Origin of the sequence: Agreia sp. Leaf335, from assembly GCF_001423605.1 — a bacterium.
In the GTDB taxonomy this organism is placed as follows: Bacteria; Actinomycetota; Actinomycetes; order Actinomycetales; family Microbacteriaceae; genus Agreia.
Genome location: NZ_LMOQ01000004.1, coordinates 387,752 through 403,600, shown reverse-complemented (window position 1 = coordinate 403,600; position 15,849 = coordinate 387,752). Strand labels below are relative to the sequence as shown.

At 67.2% G+C, this 15,849-nt stretch carries 19 protein-coding genes; 13 read left to right on the top strand and 6 right to left on the bottom strand.

Annotation, left to right across the window (positions count from 1 at the left end):
• Positions 1-23: 23 nt before the first annotated feature.
• Complete coding sequence (locus ASF79_RS16470; RefSeq protein ID WP_055857116.1) at positions 24-1,100, bottom strand: Gfo/Idh/MocA family protein; 1,077 nt, start codon at positions 1,098-1,100, stop codon at positions 24-26.
• 19 nt (positions 1,101-1,119) lie between these two features.
• On the bottom strand, positions 1,120-1,485 hold the full coding sequence (locus tag ASF79_RS16465; protein ID WP_055857113.1) for a DUF1801 domain-containing protein: 366 nt from the start codon (positions 1,483-1,485) through the stop codon (positions 1,120-1,122).
• Between the two features lie 272 nt (positions 1,486-1,757).
• Here ASF79_RS16465 and ASF79_RS16460 point away from each other — a divergent pair, with 272 nt between their 5' ends.
• Positions 1,758-2,762, top strand: coding sequence for a hypothetical protein (locus tag ASF79_RS16460; protein ID WP_055857110.1), 1,005 nt, complete (start codon positions 1,758-1,760; stop codon positions 2,760-2,762).
• A gap of 108 nt (positions 2,763-2,870) precedes the next feature.
• The gene (locus ASF79_RS16455; protein WP_055857107.1) at positions 2,871-4,604 is read left to right on the top strand and encodes a chaplin family protein; all 1,734 of its coding nucleotides are present in this window, start codon (positions 2,871-2,873) and stop codon (positions 4,602-4,604) included.
• Positions 4,605-4,719: 115 nt separating this feature from the next.
• Here ASF79_RS16455 and ASF79_RS16450 read toward each other — a convergent pair whose 3' ends face one another.
• The 3 genes from ASF79_RS16450 to ASF79_RS16440 are packed head-to-tail and all read right to left on the bottom strand — an operon-like array spanning position 4,720 to position 6,295.
• Positions 4,720-5,208, bottom strand: a complete 489-nt coding sequence (locus ASF79_RS16450; RefSeq protein ID WP_055857104.1) for an SRPBCC family protein — start codon at positions 5,206-5,208, stop codon at positions 4,720-4,722.
• An 11-nt stretch (positions 5,209-5,219) separates the two neighbouring features.
• Positions 5,220-5,624 carry a ribosomal maturation YjgA family protein gene (locus ASF79_RS16445; RefSeq protein WP_055857100.1) on the bottom strand — a complete coding sequence of 135 codons (405 nt, stop codon included), beginning with the start codon at positions 5,622-5,624 and terminating at the stop codon, positions 5,220-5,222.
• A complete protein-coding gene (locus tag ASF79_RS16440; protein WP_235500803.1) occupies positions 5,621-6,295 on the bottom strand; it encodes a nucleoside/nucleotide kinase family protein in 675 nt (224 codons plus the stop codon). Before ASF79_RS16440 ends, ASF79_RS16445 begins: the two co-directional genes overlap by 4 nt.
• A gap of 66 nt (positions 6,296-6,361) precedes the next feature.
• On the opposite strand from ASF79_RS16440, the gene ASF79_RS16435 reads away from it, so the two are divergent.
• The 5 genes from ASF79_RS16435 to ASF79_RS16415 all read left to right on the top strand — a co-directional run bounded on the left by ASF79_RS16435 (position 6,362) and on the right by ASF79_RS16415 (position 10,764).
• Positions 6,362-7,009 carry a dienelactone hydrolase family protein gene (locus ASF79_RS16435; RefSeq protein ID WP_055857096.1) on the top strand — a complete coding sequence of 216 codons (648 nt, stop codon included), beginning with the start codon at positions 6,362-6,364 and terminating at the stop codon, positions 7,007-7,009.
• Positions 7,010-7,126: 117 nt separating this feature from the next.
• Entirely contained in the window at positions 7,127-8,029 is a 903-nt protein-coding gene (locus ASF79_RS16430; RefSeq protein ID WP_055857093.1) for an ABC transporter ATP-binding protein, read from the top strand.
• A complete protein-coding gene (locus ASF79_RS16425) occupies positions 8,026-8,880 on the top strand; it encodes an ABC transporter permease (RefSeq protein WP_055857091.1) in 855 nt (284 codons plus the stop codon). Before ASF79_RS16430 ends, ASF79_RS16425 begins: the two co-directional genes overlap by 4 nt.
• A gap of 61 nt (positions 8,881-8,941) precedes the next feature.
• A complete protein-coding gene (locus ASF79_RS16420) occupies positions 8,942-10,162 on the top strand; it encodes a sensor histidine kinase (protein ID WP_055857088.1) in 1,221 nt (406 codons plus the stop codon).
• Positions 10,159-10,764, top strand: a complete 606-nt coding sequence (locus ASF79_RS16415; RefSeq protein ID WP_055782273.1) for a response regulator transcription factor — start codon at positions 10,159-10,161, stop codon at positions 10,762-10,764. Before ASF79_RS16420 ends, ASF79_RS16415 begins: the two co-directional genes overlap by 4 nt.
• Here ASF79_RS16415 and ASF79_RS16410 read toward each other — a convergent pair.
• Positions 10,761-11,282: a DinB family protein gene (locus tag ASF79_RS16410; protein WP_055857085.1), complete on the bottom strand. Its 522-nt coding sequence runs from the start codon at positions 11,280-11,282 to the stop codon at positions 10,761-10,763. The genes ASF79_RS16415 and ASF79_RS16410 overlap by 4 nt on opposite strands.
• A gap of 99 nt (positions 11,283-11,381) precedes the next feature.
• Between ASF79_RS16410 and ASF79_RS17770 the strand changes: the two genes are divergently transcribed.
• From ASF79_RS17770 to nadA, 6 genes are all read left to right on the top strand, one after another.
• The gene (locus tag ASF79_RS17770) at positions 11,382-11,681 is read left to right on the top strand and encodes a DUF2470 domain-containing protein (protein ID WP_055857082.1); all 300 of its coding nucleotides are present in this window, start codon (positions 11,382-11,384) and stop codon (positions 11,679-11,681) included.
• A gap of 108 nt (positions 11,682-11,789) precedes the next feature.
• Positions 11,790-12,443, top strand: a complete 654-nt coding sequence (locus tag ASF79_RS17765; protein WP_055857080.1) for a biliverdin-producing heme oxygenase — start codon at positions 11,790-11,792, stop codon at positions 12,441-12,443.
• Between the two features lie 150 nt (positions 12,444-12,593).
• Complete coding sequence (locus tag ASF79_RS16395; RefSeq protein WP_055857077.1) at positions 12,594-13,259, top strand: hypothetical protein; 666 nt, start codon at positions 12,594-12,596, stop codon at positions 13,257-13,259.
• A gap of 30 nt (positions 13,260-13,289) precedes the next feature.
• On the top strand, positions 13,290-13,664 hold the full coding sequence (locus ASF79_RS16390) for a PRC-barrel domain-containing protein (protein ID WP_055857074.1): 375 nt from the start codon (positions 13,290-13,292) through the stop codon (positions 13,662-13,664).
• Between the two features lie 106 nt (positions 13,665-13,770).
• Positions 13,771-14,448, top strand: coding sequence for an NUDIX hydrolase (locus ASF79_RS16385; RefSeq protein WP_055857070.1), 678 nt, complete (start codon positions 13,771-13,773; stop codon positions 14,446-14,448).
• A gap of 83 nt (positions 14,449-14,531) precedes the next feature.
• Positions 14,532-15,848: a quinolinate synthase NadA gene (nadA, locus tag ASF79_RS16380; RefSeq protein WP_055857067.1), complete on the top strand. Its 1,317-nt coding sequence runs from the start codon at positions 14,532-14,534 to the stop codon at positions 15,846-15,848.
• Position 15,849: the final 1 nt, after the last annotated feature.

The following is a 15,849-nucleotide window of genomic DNA, read 5'->3' as shown; positions in this document are numbered from 1 at the left end:
ATCGCGCGCCGTCGGCTCGCGAGCTATTCGGCGTTGCTGCCGTACGAGCCGACGGCGGTGTGGATCAGCTCGATGATCTCGAGCGAGCGCAATGCGTCTCGCGGGTCGACGGGCAGCGGTCCGCCGTGCAGCAGCGCTTCGGCGAGCAGCTCGTAGAAGGTCGCGTATTTTCCCGCCTGCGTGGGCAGTGCCACGACCTCGCCATCCACCCCGAGTAGCCCCCAGCGGTCTTCCCCATAGACGCCGAAGCCGTCGTCAGTCGGCAGAGCGCCGCCGCGCAGCTGCGCCTCCTGGGGGTCCAACCCCCAGCTCGTGTAGGCCGAGGTCGAGCCCAACACGTGAAAGCGCGCGCCGACCTGGGCCGCCATGCCGTTCATCCACAGCTGGGTGCGCACTCCCGAGCGGTGCTCGAGCAGCACGGTGGTGTCGTCGTCGGCTACTCCGCCTTCTCTGCGCGTGAGTACCTCGGCGTGCACGCCCTCGACATCGCCGAAGAGTTGCAGGGCCTGATCGATCAGGTGCACTCCGAGGTCGTAGAGAATGCCTCCGCCCTCCGCCGCGGTGGCCTCCGCCTTCCACGACTTCGCCTGCACAGGCTTCCACCATTCGAAGCGGGATTCGAAGCGACGTACCTCGCCCAGCTGCCCTGCCTCGAGCAGCGACGAGAGCGTCAGAAAATCGCCGTCCCAGCGTCGGTTCTGAAAGACGGTGAACGGAAGACCGAGCCGCTCGGCCTTCTCGATGAGAGCAACACCCTCTGCGCTGGTGACGGCAAACGGCTTGTCCACCACGACGGCGACCCCGGCATCCAAGGCCCTGTCAGCGAGTTCGGCGTGGGTGCCCGACGGTGAACCGATGACCACGAGATCGAGCTGCCCTTGAGACGCGCGCTCGAACAGCTCGTCGACGGTGGCAACGATGGCGGCGGCCGGATGCAGGTGCGCGGCCTCGGCTGCACGTTCGGCATTCGACGTGACGATGACCGACACCTCGAAGTCGGGGTTCGTGGCGAGGAACGGCGCGTGGAACACGCGACCTGACAGGCCGAATCCGATGATTCCTGCGCGGATGGGGCGAGAGAACGGTGTGGCGGTCGACATGCCTCGAGGCTACCGGGCACTACCGCGAGTTCGCGACGAGGGCGTGCAGCACGCGGGTGAGTTCGGGCAGTTTCTCTGCAAGTTCGTCTGCGCTGCGCACGAAGATCATGCGGCGTCCGTCGGGGTAGTCGCCCTCGAGAATATCGCTCTCGATATCGGGGGCCGAGGGATGGTGAACGACGAGATGAAGATGGTCATCGGGGCGCAGCATGAACGTGTACAGATAGTCGGTCCCGAGGCGAAAGCTGGGGGCGTTCCACTTCCACTCCTCCACGATCCGAGCATCGACGGCGAGGGTGTGTTTGCGAAGAAGATCGATCTGATCGCGCAACGGATGCGCGCGCCGGTCGAGGGCTTCGTCGACAGAGACCGGCTTCTGGGGCATGCGCTCAGGCTAGTGGCCGGGCGGTTCCCACCGCCGAATCGAAGATTCCTCTGTTCATAATTTCGCGAGTCGACTTATCTGTCGACGTCGCTCAATGCCCCCAAGCGCCCGCGGAATCGCGGGTATTCGCCCGCGCGAACCGCTTCGACACTCGTCGTACGAACGCACCGATCCGTCACGAAAGCTTCGCCACCCGAAATATCCGAGCTCCTTTACCGCGCTTCATCGTCATGCCTAGATTGGGGGTACTCAGCCGCTTGGGGGTGATTGACATGGATGCCATCGAAGAGCACCGTCCTGTCAGTCGCCTGCGGCTTCTTCTTCTCGGCGGCCTTGTCGGAGCGGGATTCGTCGTCGGCGGAATCTTCATGACGGCTACTCCAGCGCACGCTGGCGGAGGACTCCTCGACGGCGTCGGGGACGTCGTCTCTGGCGTGACCCAGCCCGTGAGCCAGGTGGTCGATGCGGTCGTCGAGCCCGTAGCGCCCGTCGTCGACAGCGTCACGTCGATCGTTCCGGCGCCGGTCGCCGAGGCGGTGCAGCCCGTCGTCGAACCGGTCGTGGAGCAGGTTGTCGTGCCCGTTGTCGAGGCCGTACCCGAGGCACCCGTGTCCGAGATCGTTCAGCCCGTCACCGATCTCGTCGACCCTGTCGTCGCGGCGGTTCCCGTCGTGAACGACCTCCTCGGATCCACCCCCACTGCGAGCGTCACGGCACCTGTCGTCGACCTCGTCGACACCACTGTCGGTCAGGTGACGAACACCGTGACCGCTGTGACCCCAGCTCTGCCGGGCGCATCCACTCCGATCGGACCGGGCATCGACCTCCCCTCCCTTCCCGGCCTAGATCTTCCCGACTCCGCGTCTCCCGGAACGGTTGTAACGATCCTCGGGGTGACCGTCACGGTCCCGTCGGCCTCCGCCTCGGAGCCGTTCTCCAGCCCGACGTCGGTGCCGTTCCGCGGAGCAGCCGCGTCCGCTCCCACTCCTGGTCTCCCCGCCCCGGGGCAGGCCGGTTCCGTCAGCTCTTCAACGCCTTCGTCCCCGGGTTCCCCTGCACCCGCCGGGCCTTCGGAGGGTTCTCCCGTGGTCTTGCCCACTCCGTCTGGAAGTGGCGGCCAGGGAACGGGCGGCGGGGCCGGTTCCGGCGCCCCGGCAGCACTCGAATCCATCTCCGGTGCCATCTTCGGACACGCCGCTCTCACTCTGCGCGCTCTCGCCTCCGACGACGCGCTCCCCGCTTCACCCACGTTCGACCTCGGTTCGACTCCTGACTGACTGAGTTCGCACCTGCCCGATTCCAGAGGCAGACACCGCGAACCATCTCCCCCGCCAACCGCGCGGCTGGAGCTCATCAGTCTCACCATCTTTTGGAGTTGAATCATCATGAAGAAGTTCATTCAGAGAGGGCTGTACTTCACCCTCTTCGTCGGTGGCCTTTCGTGCCTCGGCGTAGCCGCAGCGAACGCCGCTGACACCACCTCAGGCGACGACGGCCTGCTCTCGGGAACTCAGATCGGCGTCGGTCTCGACGTTCCGGTCGACCTCTCGGGCAACTCGATCAGCATCCTCGGGGATGCCACGTCGACGGCTCCTGAGGCGGCTCCGGCCGCTCCTGTCACCGAACCCGCCGCCCCGGCAGCCGAACCCGTCGCCGAGGCGACGACGTCCGGCGACGACGGTGTCGCATCCGGCAGCCAGGCCATCGTGGATGTCGCCATCCCGATCGATGTGTCGGGTAACGCGATCAGCGTGATCGGCGACTCCGAGCAGTCCGGGGCCACCGAGTCCGCGCCCGCCCCCGAAGCCGCACCGGCAGAGTCGGCACCCGTCACCACGACGGGAACCGACTCGCTGCTGGGCGGAACACAGGGCCTTGTGAACATCGATATTCCGATCACGGTCGGCGGCAACGCCATCACCGTCATCGGAGACTCGAGCAGCACGGACAGCACAAGCGGCCCGGGCACATCGAACGGAGCGTCCGACGCTCCCGCCGGCGCCGGCGCCTCCACCTCGGGCGACGACGGCATCCTCGGCGGAACGCAGGTCGTTCCGGTCATCGGAGCACCGGTCACCGTGGGCGGCAACGCCATCACACTGATCGGCGACGCAGAGTCGACCGACTCGACCGTCACCGGCGGAACCACCGGCGGAACCGGATCCGGCGCGACCGGACCCGGCGCATCCACCGACGGAACCGACAGCGTTCTCGGCGGCACCCAGGTGCTCGGCGACATCGGAGCACCGGTCACCGTGGGCGGCAACGCCATCACACTGATCGGCGACGCAGAGTCCACCGACTCGACCGTCACGGGCGGAACCACCGGATCCGGCACGACCGGCACCGGCGCAACCACCTCGGGCGACGACGGCATCCTCGGCGGAACGCAGATCGTGCCCGTCATCGGAGCACCGGTCACCGTGGGCGGCAACGCCATCACACTGATCGGCGACGCAGAGTCCACCGACTCGACCGTCACCGGCGGAACCACCGGATCCGGCACGACCGGCACCGGCGCAACCACCTCAGGCGACGACGGCATCCTCGGCGGAACGCAGATCGTGCCCGTCATCGGAGCACCGGTCACCGTGGGCGGCAACGCCATCACGGTGATCGGCGACCCGACCACCACGGGATCGGATGTCACCGGTGGCAGCACCGGCGGCTCGTCGGAGAACACCACCGGCGGCAACGGAAGCATCGGAGGAGGAACGCAGATCATTCCGGTGATCAACATTCCGATCGATCTGGGCGGCAACGCGATCACGGTGATCGGTGACCCGACGGTCGACCCCGCCGGACCGACGACGCCGACGGACCCGACCGACCCCACCGACCCGACGGACCCCACGGACCCGACGGACCCGACCGACCCGACGACCCCCACGGACCCGGGTACGCCGACCACCACCACCACCGTGGTCCCCGCCGGTAGCGTCACCTCCGGCAACGTCACCGCCGCCGGCGTCTCGGCTTCGGGTTACACCGGAGGCGGCACATCGGGTCTCGCCCTCACCGGCGTCTCGGCGGCTCCGCTCGCAGGAGCCATCGCGCTCCTGCTGCTGGCCGGACTCGCTCTCATGATCGTGTCGCGGAAGAAGGCCGCTCGCATCTGAGAGTCAGCCCGCACCAGCCCGCGCCGGGCACCGCATTCTCCATCCGCGGTGTCCGGCACGGGCGCGCGTGCAGCACGTCATCACGGCGACCCGGATGCTCGCCGGGGCGTGCTGATCAGCGTGCGGGTGCGTTCACTGCGGCCAGCACCACCGGGTCTTCGCACCCCGCGGCGTAGCCCCGGATGCGACGGTCGATGTCACGCTGAAGCACGACGGCGCCGATCCGTTCCGCGAGAGGCGCGAGCCACTTGGGTTTGCACGTGAAGTTGTACCGCCAGACGGCGAGGGTGCTGCCCGGAGCGCCGTCGACGGGGGTGAATCGCCACCCGCCGCCGAGCTTCTCGAAGAACCACGACCCCTTGGTCATCTTCATACCCACATTCGACGGCGGCTTGTACGAGACGTACTCGCTCTCCATGCGAAAACCGAACCGCTGCACCGTGTAGGTGAACACGCCCTTCGCCGGCACTGTGGCCCCGTGCAGAAAGTACTGCTTTCTGATGAACGGATCCCAGCGCTTGCGGATCTCACCGGTCGTCTGCGAGATGGCGAAGGCCGTCTCGACGTCGACCGGAACAACACAGCGGGACTCAACGACGGGCATGCTTCATCCTGTCATGCGGCAGGAGGCGCAGCACTCTTCGGCCGCGCGCCGAGCACCCTCAGCACAACGTTGTCGACGGACCAGACCGCGAGCGCGCCGATCGCGTACGAGGCCAGGTCTACGGCAGAGAACGATGCCCCCAGCAACAGCCTCGCCGGAGCGAACGCATCACCCCACTGCTCCGGAAGGCCGGTGAGCTGGAGCACCTCCACAAGGGCGCTGAACGCGAACGCGACGACCGCGAGCATCCAGCGCCGAGCCCTTGCGAACACGAGACGCAGAATCAGGTAGACGAGCACCGTGTACAACGAGTCCGCGACGAATGCCGCCACCGGGCCCTCTGCCGTGTGCAAAACCAGACCGATCGCGATGACCGCGCACGCCGCGATGGCGAACGCGATGCGATGCCGGATCACACCTGCTCGGCGTCGGGCGCCCACTCGGTCAGATCCAGGATGCGATCGGCTGCGCCTTCGCGCGACTCGATGAGCCGCGCGTTCGGCTCGTCGACGGCCTGCACCCACTCGCGCGCCGCATCCGGAGTCTTGCCGAACGCCTCGTGCCGGGCGAGCAGCCGGCGATGCCGGAGCGACGAGTCTGTGACGACGTGCCACGAGGTGTCGAGTTGTCGGCGCACCGCACCCCAGGCCTCGCCGGCGAGGAGCAGATAGTTGCCCTCGGTCACGATGATGTCGTCGCTCGGCTCGATGGCGCGGGCTCCCGCGAGCGGCTGCTCGAGACGGCGATCGAAGTCGGGCACGTAGATCGTATGCCGGGGTCGGGCGCGAAGAGTTTCGAGCAGGCGCGCATACCCGAAGGCGTCGAACGTCTCGGGGGCGCCCTTGCGCTCCAGAAGGCCCTGGCGCGCGAGCTGCTCGTCGGCGAGGTGAAAGCCGTCCATCGGCAGGTATGCCGCTCCCGGGCCGATGGACCGCACGAGTTCTCGCGCCAGGGTGGACTTGCCCGATCCTGGCGACCCCGAGATGCCCACGATCACGCGGCCACTCGTTCCTCGGGGAAGCTCCCGGACGAGCGCGGTCAGTTGGGCCTCGACGGCGGAGACGACGATGGGAGCGGGTCTGGTCACGGTGACTACCGTACGCACTCACCGCTCGCTCGCTAGACTTCGACAGCAGCCAAAGAAGGATTCCTCGTGACAGAGCTCGTCGACATCCCCTCCCCCGGATGGCCCCTCGTCTTCGGCAGCGAAGGCATGCCCGCGATAGTGCTGGTGCACGATGACTACGGGCGGCTGCCGTATCTCGAGGCGTACGCCACCGCACTCTCGAAGCAGGGGTTCTTCGTCGTCGTGCCCGACCTCTTCAACGGAGTCGCCGCTGTCGACGCGGAGGGCGTGGAACTGCTCCGATCGCGCCTCGACGAGGGTTTCGCCAGCGCGACACTCTCCGACGCGATCGCCCTCGGTCGCAGTTCCGGCGCGGCGCGCATCGGCATCATCGGCATGGGGATGGGTGGCCGACTGGCATTGCGCAGCGCGCAGGAGGGTTCGGTCGATGCGGTCGTCGCCTACTACGCCGGATTGAACGACTCGGAGGGCGGCATCGTTCCGTGCCCCGTCGCGTTGCACTACTCCGAGTTCGACGAATGGGGCTCCGGCCTGGCCGCCGACCTCTTCATCAGCCGCCTCAAGGAGGTGGGCACACCGGTGACCCGGCACAACTACATCGGCACGTCGACCTACTTCGCGAACGCGACGATCTCGACGGTGCTCGACAAGAATGCCGCGGCCCTGGCGTTCGCTCGCTCGACCTATTTCATGCAGGGCCAGTTGCTCGACTGATCGCTCTCGCCGCAGCGGAACCCCCACCCCGCGAAGCAGGCAGAGGTGACGGATGTCATAGAGCGAAGGTGACAGGCCTCAGACGTGCCCGACGGTTCGGGCCGCCAGGCTGGAGCCATGACCTCCCCCTCCATCCCTGCCATCCACGCGACGGCACTCGCAAAGAGCTTCGGCGACGTGCGCGCCGTCACCGGCGTCGACCTCACCGTGCAGCCCGGCGAGATCGTCGCGTTCCTCGGCCCCAACGGCGCCGGCAAGACCACGACCATCGACATGATGCTGGGCCTCACCCCTCCCGATGGCGGAGATGTGAAGGTCTTCGGCCTCGCCCCGCGAGCCGCCATCTCGCGCGGCCTCGTATCGGCCGTACTGCAGACAGGCGGCCTGCTCAAAGACCTGACCGTGCGGGAGACCCTCGATCTGACCGCCAGCCTCTTCGCCGATACCCGTCCGGTCGCGGAGGTGCTCGACCGCGCGGGCATCACCGACATCGCCGCCCGACGAGTCGGTCTGTGTTCGGGCGGCCAACAGCAGCGCCTGCGCTTCGCGATGGCCTTGCTCTCGGACCCCGGGCTGTTGATTCTCGACGAACCGACGACCGGTATGGATGTCGAGGGGAGACGAGCATTCTGGAGCGCCATCCGCGCCGATGCAGACCGTGGCCGCACGGTGCTCTTCGCCACGCACTATCTCGATGAGGCCGACGAGTATGCCGACCGCATCGTGCTGATGAGCCGAGGCACGATCGTGGCAGACGGGGCTACGGCCGACATCAAGAACCTCGTCTCCGGCCGCATCCTCCGAGCGACGCTGCCGGATGCCGACGTCGCCGAACTCGCGGCCCTCCCGTCGGTCGACGACGCGTCGGTACAGGGCGAGCGCATCACCCTGCATACGAGCGATTCGGATGCTCTCGCTCGACATCTGCTCACCCACACGGCCGCTCGAGACATCGAGATCACGAGCCAGAACCTCGAGAGCGTCTTTCTCGCCCTCACCTCAGAAGGAGTCTCCGCATGACCACCCACATCGTGCCCGCCGAGTCGAACAGGCAGCAGACCACTCCATCGTCAGCCGCCCGCGTGCAGCTCGACCGCCGGGTTCCGCCGTTCGGCGGCTTCACCTGGACCTATCTGCGCATCGAGCTCGCCCGCAAGCTCCGCAACCGACGCACGCTCATCTTCACCCTGATCTTCCCGGTCATGATGTTCTTGATCGTCGGCTATCCCATGCGCGACGTTCCCCTCACCGATACCGCCGTCGCCGATGGCGGCCCGTCGGTCGCGGCCTTCATCATGGTGTCGATGGCGATGTACGGCGCGATGATGTCGGCGACCCAGACCGGCGCATCCGTCGCCGTGGAGCGAGCGCAGGGATGGAGCCGGCAGTTGCGGCTCACGCCCCTCAACCCGCTGGTGAACGTGCTCATCAAGATGATCGCGGGCATGCTGCTCGGGCTCGTCGCGGTGATCGCGACCTACGTGGTCGGCGCTGTCAGCGGCAACCAGCTCTCGGCTGTGCAGTGGATCTCGACAGGCCTCGTCGGATGGCTGCTCGCCAGCGCTGTGTTCACGACGCTCGGGCTGATGGTCGGCTACCTCGTGCCGGGTGAGAATGCGGCGCAGGTGACGAGCCTCGCCATCGTGCTGCTCGCCTTCATCGGCGGACTCTTCTACCCCGTCTCGAGCATGCCCGACTTCATGCAGACGATCGCGGCGTTCACCCCCGTGTACGGCATCAGCGAACTGGCCCGCGCCCCGCTGACCGGCTCCGGCTTCCACGTCGCGGCCCTCGCGAACGCGCTCGTCTGGTTCGCGGTGTTCCTCGTGGGCACGGTCGTCTTCTTTCGTCGCGATACGAAGCGGGTGTGAGGATGGCGAGGCTCGACGGGCGTGCAAGCCCGTCGGCGACCGCGGCCTTTAGGGTGGGCGGGTGACGAAGATCGACGAACCGCGTAGATTCGGCCCGGGATGGCCGATCCGGTCTGCGACCGCGGGCCCGGATCCGACGACGACAATGCCTTTCGCCTTGACGTCGTCACGCGCCTACAGCTGGTACATCGGGGCGACGTTCTCGCTGTTCTGGGTGTACTCAATCATTCCGGACATCGTGAGGGTGTCTCGCTCGGCCGTCGAAAGCACCGTTGGCGTCGGCCTGGTCGTGATCTTCAGCCTCTGCTTTCTCGCGGCAGCCCCCATCGCCTGGACCCTCACGACCCGCGGTCGGATCCTCGTATGCGGGGCGATCCTCGCTCTGACAATGCTCTTCGTACCCTGGGTGGGCACCGAAGTGACCGGCCTCTGGACCTACGCCGGCGTGATCATCGGCATGTGCGTCTTCCCTTGGATCTTCACGCTCACGGCGATCGGCACCCTTACCGCGGCCGCGTTAGCTCTGCGCCTTCTCACCGGGCCATGGTCGGATGCCCTGCTGATCGTGCCCGTCATCATCCTGTCGATCTCACTCATGATGGCGGCCTTCGCCCGCACGATGGCCGTCATCAACGAGCTCCGCGCCACCCAGGCAGAACTCGAAGCCGTGACCGCCGAGCGCGAACGGAGCAGAGTGGCACGCGACATCCACGACATTCTCGGCCACTCCCTCACCGTCATCACGGTGAAGTCGGAGCTCGCGGCACGATTGATGGATGCCGACCCCGAGCGTGCGCGCTCCGAGATCGAAGATGTCGAGACGATTGCTCGGGGGGCCTTGGCCGACGTGCGCGCGACCGTCTCGGGTGTGCGCGGCGTCACCGCCAGCGGAGAGCTCGCGGCCGTACGGAGGGCCCTCGCCGCAGCGGGCGTCGAGGCGGAACTCCCGTCGTCGACCGACACCGTTCCAGCGGAACACCGCGAGCTCGTCGGCTGGGTGATCCGCGAGGGTGTCACGAACGTCATCCGGCATGCTGGGGCCTCGCGCTGCCGCATCCGCATCTCCGAGCACGACGTGACGATCGACGACGATGGACGTGGTCCGGGAGTGCCCATCGGGTCAGGCTCGGTGTCGTCGACGGGACTGCGGGGTCTGCGCGAACGCGTTGAAGCGGCCGGCGGATCTCTGCGGTTCGGTCCGGGCGAACTCGGCGGCTTCACCCTCACGGCGTCGCTGCCCGCCGCGGCGACGCTTCCTCAGACGGCTGGGGCACAGTCATGATCCGTTTGCTGATCGCCGACGACCAGGCGCTGGTGCGCGGTGCGCTCACCGCGCTGCTCTCGCTCGAGGCAGACATCGAGGTGGTCGCCGAGGTGGGGCGTGGCGACGAGGTCGTGGATGCCGCCAGGGCGTCCGCCGCCGATGTCGCTCTGCTCGACATCGAGATGCCCGGCATCGACGGCATCGCCGCCGCGGCAGAACTGCGCAAGGCGGTGCCGCTCTGCCGGGTGCTGATCGTCACGACATTCGGCCGCCCCGGCTACCTGGTGCGGGCTATGCAGGCGGGAGCCTCGGGTTTCGTCGTCAAAGACACTCCATCGGCGCAGCTGGCCGATGCCGTACGTCGCGTCGCGAACGGTTTCCGGGTGGTCGACCCCTCGCTCGCCGCCGAGTCCCTCGCGCAGGGCGACTCTCCCCTCACGGAACGCGAGACCGACGTGCTCGCGGCCGCTCGCACGGGCGGATCGATCGCCGATCTCGCGCGCATCCTGCATCTGTCGCAAGGCACGGTGCGCAACCACCTGTCGGCGGTCATCGGCAAGACAGGTGCGCGCAATCGAGCGGATGCGGCGCGCATCGCCGAGACGAACGGCTGGCTCTAGCGCTTCGATACGTCGTGCAGGTGATGCACCGGATCGTGGATGAAGTACTGAGCCAGCGTCTCGACGGAGAAACTGGCGCCGTCACCCCGCCTGCCCGACCGGCCCCACGCATTTGACGGCACGGCGTCGAAGGCGTCGGCGATCTCTCGACCGGCGTCGAGCAGCTGGGCCGACACGACCGCGGGGTCCTGCTCGTTGTAGCGTTCCTCGACGGCGGTCGCGTCCTGATCCCAGTTGGCGAACAGCGGATCGTTCTCGACGAGCATCAGCTCGAGCCGGCCGCGCATGACCGTGAACACGTCGCGTACGTGCGCCGCGTACTCGAGCGGCGACCAGGTGTCGCCATCCGGTCGCTCTCGCACGTCGGCGCGTCGAAGCACGGCGGGCCAGGCTGCCGCATTCTGACGGGCGAGTTCGGCGACCCCTCGGGCGTCGGCGGTGGATGCGTCGAAACCGCACTCGGGGCACGGCTTCTCGAGCACCCAGGTCCAGCTCTTGGTCTCGGGAACGATAGGCATGGGCCGAGTTTAGGGAGCCGCCGAGTCGCGCCACCAGGCCATTCGCGCCAGCCATCGACGACTTCGTGCCGACGTATGTCGGGCGTATACGCTCGACGGATGAGCACCTTCAGCCCCGACGTCGTCACCGCGATCCTGAACCACATGAACGGCGACCACACCGATGACAATCTGCTCATCGTGCGGGCGTTCGCGAACCCCGCGGCCACGGCCGCCGTCATGACGGGCTTCGACGGCTCGGTCGCCACCTGGGATGCGACCGCTGCCGGAACCACGAGTGAGGTGCGTATCGCGTGGCCCGCCGGCCCGATCACCGAACGCGGCGAGGTGCGCCGCGAGGTCGTCGCGCTCTACGACGCAGCCTGCGCCAAGCTCGGCATCGAGCCGCGCCCGCACTGACAAAGCCCTGAGTGGAACAACTGCGTCTAGCGATCGAACCCGCGTGTCCGATAAAGTAAGGGCAACCTAACTTCACGGTTAGTGAACCACTCATTTGGAGTCGCGATCATGAGCAACGTCATCCCTTTCTCGCAGGCCCTGCGCGAGCGCACCTGGACCAGCCACAGCGAGAGCGAGGGCGCCAGCTTCATGGGCGACCTGATGAGCGGCAAGGGCACGCGCGACGACTACATCGCCCTGGTCGCGCAGCACTTCTTCATCTACGAGGCCATCGAGGCCGCGGCCGACCGCATGAAGAACGACCCGGTCGCGGCACCCTTCATCACCTCGAAGTTGACGCGTCTTCCCGCCATCGAAGAAGACCTTCGGTTTCTCATCGGCGATGACTGGCGCGAGCAGATCGAACCTCTGCCGACGACCGCTCGCTACGTGGCCCGAATCAACGAGGTGGGTGCCACCTGGAACGGCGGATTCGTCGCCCACCACTACACGCGTTACCTCGGAGACCTCTCGGGCGGCCAGGTCATCCGCACCCTCATGAAGCGCCAGTTCGGATTCGAGACCAACGGCGTGGGCTTCTACCTCTTCGGCGACATCGCCAAGCCGAAGGAATTCAAAGAGACCTATCGGGCCCAGCTCGACGCGACGGGTTGGGATGACGCCGAACGCGACCGCGTGATCGACGAGGTTCTCGTGGCCTACCGCTTCAACACCGATCTCTTCGTCGACCTCGCCCGCGCGAAGGCGACTGCGGCCGCCTGACTCTCCGTCACCGTCCGCCCCTTCGTCGAACGCTTCTGTCAAGCCCGCATCATGCACCGAGTCGACCGCGTACCGTCCCTCTCAAGCGACAAACTCGAGTAACCGCTCCACGGGTTGTGCTTGTGGAGCGCCCGATGTGAAGGCAGACCCATGAGCGATCGTCCAGAACACTCCTCCGATCCGTCGACTGGCCTCGATCCGTCGACAGGCCTCGAGCCGGGCGCGGCCGTGCCCGCGGCACCCCAGTCGTCGCTCCGACAGGAGGTCGTCGAACGAGAGAAGGAGGAGTTCGGAGGCGTCAAGATCGGCTCTGCCTTCTTCGGCTGGCTGACGGCCACCGGCACGGCCGTGATTCTCACCGCCCTCGTCGCCGCGACGGGAGCCGCCATCGGACTCGGTGTGACGGGAGATGTGGACAGCGCAGCTCGGGAGGGTGCAGCGAACGCCGACACCGTGGGCATCGTCGGCGCGATCGCCCTGCTCGCCATCGTCTTCGTCGCCTACTACTGCGGCGGGTACGTCGCCGGACGCATGGCCCGGTTCAACGGCATGAAGCAGGGTGTCTTCGTCTGGCTCTGGGCCATCGTCATCGCCATCGTCGTCGCCATCATCACCGCGATCGCGGGCAGCCAATACAACGTCCTCGGCAACCTCAACAGCTTTCCCCGCATCCCGATCGACGAAGGCACGCTCACGACGGCGAGCGTCATCACCGCCATCGCCGTCGCCGTCGTCAGCCTTCTCGGCGCGATCCTGGGCGGCCTCGGCGGTATGAGATTCCACCGCAAGGTCGACCGCGCCGGTCTCGGCCGGTAGCGACAGCGACACACGAGCGAGGAGAGACGCATGATCGAATCACGTGACATCGGAGGCATCGTCGGCGCACCGGCGCTCGATCCCGACGGACAGAAGGTCGGAACGGTGACCCAGGTGCTCGTCGACGCCGAGAGCGGGCAGCCTCGCTGGGCGACCGTCAATCCCGGACTGTTCTCCGGGTCCGACGCTTTTGTTCCGCTGGACCGAGCAGAGTGGGATCGGGAGCATCTTCTCCTGCCCTACTCGAAGGAACAGCTCAAGGACTCGCCGCGGTTCGCCATCGATAAGGCCCTGGTCCCCGCAGAACAGGAACTGCTGCGCAGACACTACGACCCTGATCCTGCGGACGGTAGCGCCGCGACATTTGACGACGCGCCAGGCAAGCACGCGGGCCCGGTGATCTGACCGACGGCCGCCGTCGTCGTGTTTGCGTTCGGGTCATGGTGACACTAAGCTGATTGCAGCACTTAAGGTCACCAATACCTTAAGTCACGACACGATCGGCACGGCCATGAGCCAGCAGCATGCGAGCATCGCGGTATCCACCGTGATCTTCTCTCTGCGCAGCGATCCGACCACCGGCATCAGCACCGTGTGGATCCCCGTCGTCCGCCGCATCCGGCAACCCGACGAGGGTCGGTGGGCTCTGCCCGGCGGCCCGTTGCGGGCGGATGTCGACCTCGAGGAGGCGGCGCGCGATCACCTTCTCGAGACCACCGGTCTCACGCCCAAGTACCTCGAGCAGCTCTACGCGTTCGGCAAGGTCGGCCGCTCCCCCGGGCAGCGCGTCGTCTCGATCGTCTACTGGGCCCTGGTCGAGAGCGACGAGGCCGCCCGAGCGACCGTGGGCGAGAACGTGACCTGGCTGTCGACCGACGAGCTGCCCGAACTGGCCTTCGATCACAACCTGATCGTCGACTACGCCCTGTGGCGACTGCGCACCAAGATGGAGTACTCCCGTATCGCGCACGCCTTTCTGGGCGACACGTTCACTCTCGCCCAACTGCGCGAGGTGCACGAGGCAGTCAGGCAGAAACCCCTCGATCCGGCCAACTTCCGCCGCATGATCGAGTCGAGTAAGACGGTCGTCCCGACGGGCGAGTTCGTCACCGGCGCGCGGCATCGCCCCGCTCGCCTCTACCGCTACGACGGGTCGATCGACCTCGCCGACAGCGGCCCCCTCCAGTAGAAGACGCCGTTCCCCGAGCCTGTCGAAGGGAACGACCGCACCCATACCCGCTTCGACAGGCTCAGCGAACGAAGAAGACCACCATGACATCCGTCGACACCACCATCCAGCTTCTGACCCGCGAAGAGGCCGCCGGCTCCGCCGCGAGCAGCACCTGCACACCCGAGCTCGCCCTGCAGCCGTGGGCCTTCGACGCGGGCGTTCCGAATTACGGCCCCGGCGCATCCATGACCGACGTCATCCCGACCGGATCGCCGGTGCAGGGCCGCCTGCCCGCCGAGTACACGACGGCGAGCGCCGACGAGCTGGATGCGCGCATCCGGGCCGCGAAGGCGACGCTCGGCGAGCGGGTCGTGGTGCTGGGCCACTTCTATCAGCGCGACGAGGTCGTGCAGTACGCCGACTTCGTGGGCGACTCCTTCCAGCTCGCCAACGCCGCCAAGGCCAAGCCCGATGCCGAGGCGATCGTCTTCTGCGGCGTGCACTTCATGGCCGAGACCGCCGACATCCTGTCGCAGCCGGCGCAGGCGGTCATCCTTCCGAACCTCGCAGCGGGATGCTCGATGGCCGACATGGCCGACATCGACTCGGTCGAAGAGGCGTGGGCCGAGCTCACCGAGATCTACGGCACGGCACCGGATGCCGATGGCCGGCTTCCCGTGATCCCGGTCACCTACATGAACAGCTCGGCCGCGCTCAAGGCGTTCTGCGGCCGCAACGGCGGCATCGTGTGCACCTCGTCGAATGCGGCGACGGTGCTGGAGTGGGCCTTCGAGCGCGGTCAGCGGGTGCTCTTCTTTCCCGATCAGCACCTGGGACGCAACACAGCCAAGGCCATGGGGATCCCCGTGGAGCTCATGCCCATGTGGAACCCGCGCAAGCCGCTGGGCGGCAACTCGGCTTCCGAGCTCGTCGAGGCAAAGGTGGTGCTGTGGCACGGCTTCTGCTCGGTGCACAAGCGCTTCACTCCGGCACAGATCGCTAAGGCCCGCGCCGAGTACCCCGGCGTTCAGGTGATCGTGCACCCCGAGTGCCCGATGGCCGTCGTCGACGCCGCGGATTCGGCGGGCTCGACCGACTTCATCGTCAAGGCGATCCAGGCGGCTCCCGCCGGCTCGACCTTCGCCATCGGAACCGAGATCAACCTCGTGAACCGCCTCGCCGCCGAGTACCCGCAGCACACGATCTTCTGCCTCGACGACGTGATCTGCCCCTGCTCCACGATGTACCGCATCCACCCCGGCTACCTGGCCTGGGTGCTCGAGGGCTTGGTCGACGGGGTCGTGCGCAATCGCATCCGGGTCGCCGACGATGTGATCGCCGACTCGACGGTCGCACTCGAACGGATGCTCGCGGCCCGGCCGCCCGTGGCGGCACCCGCCACCGACCCGGTGCGCTGAC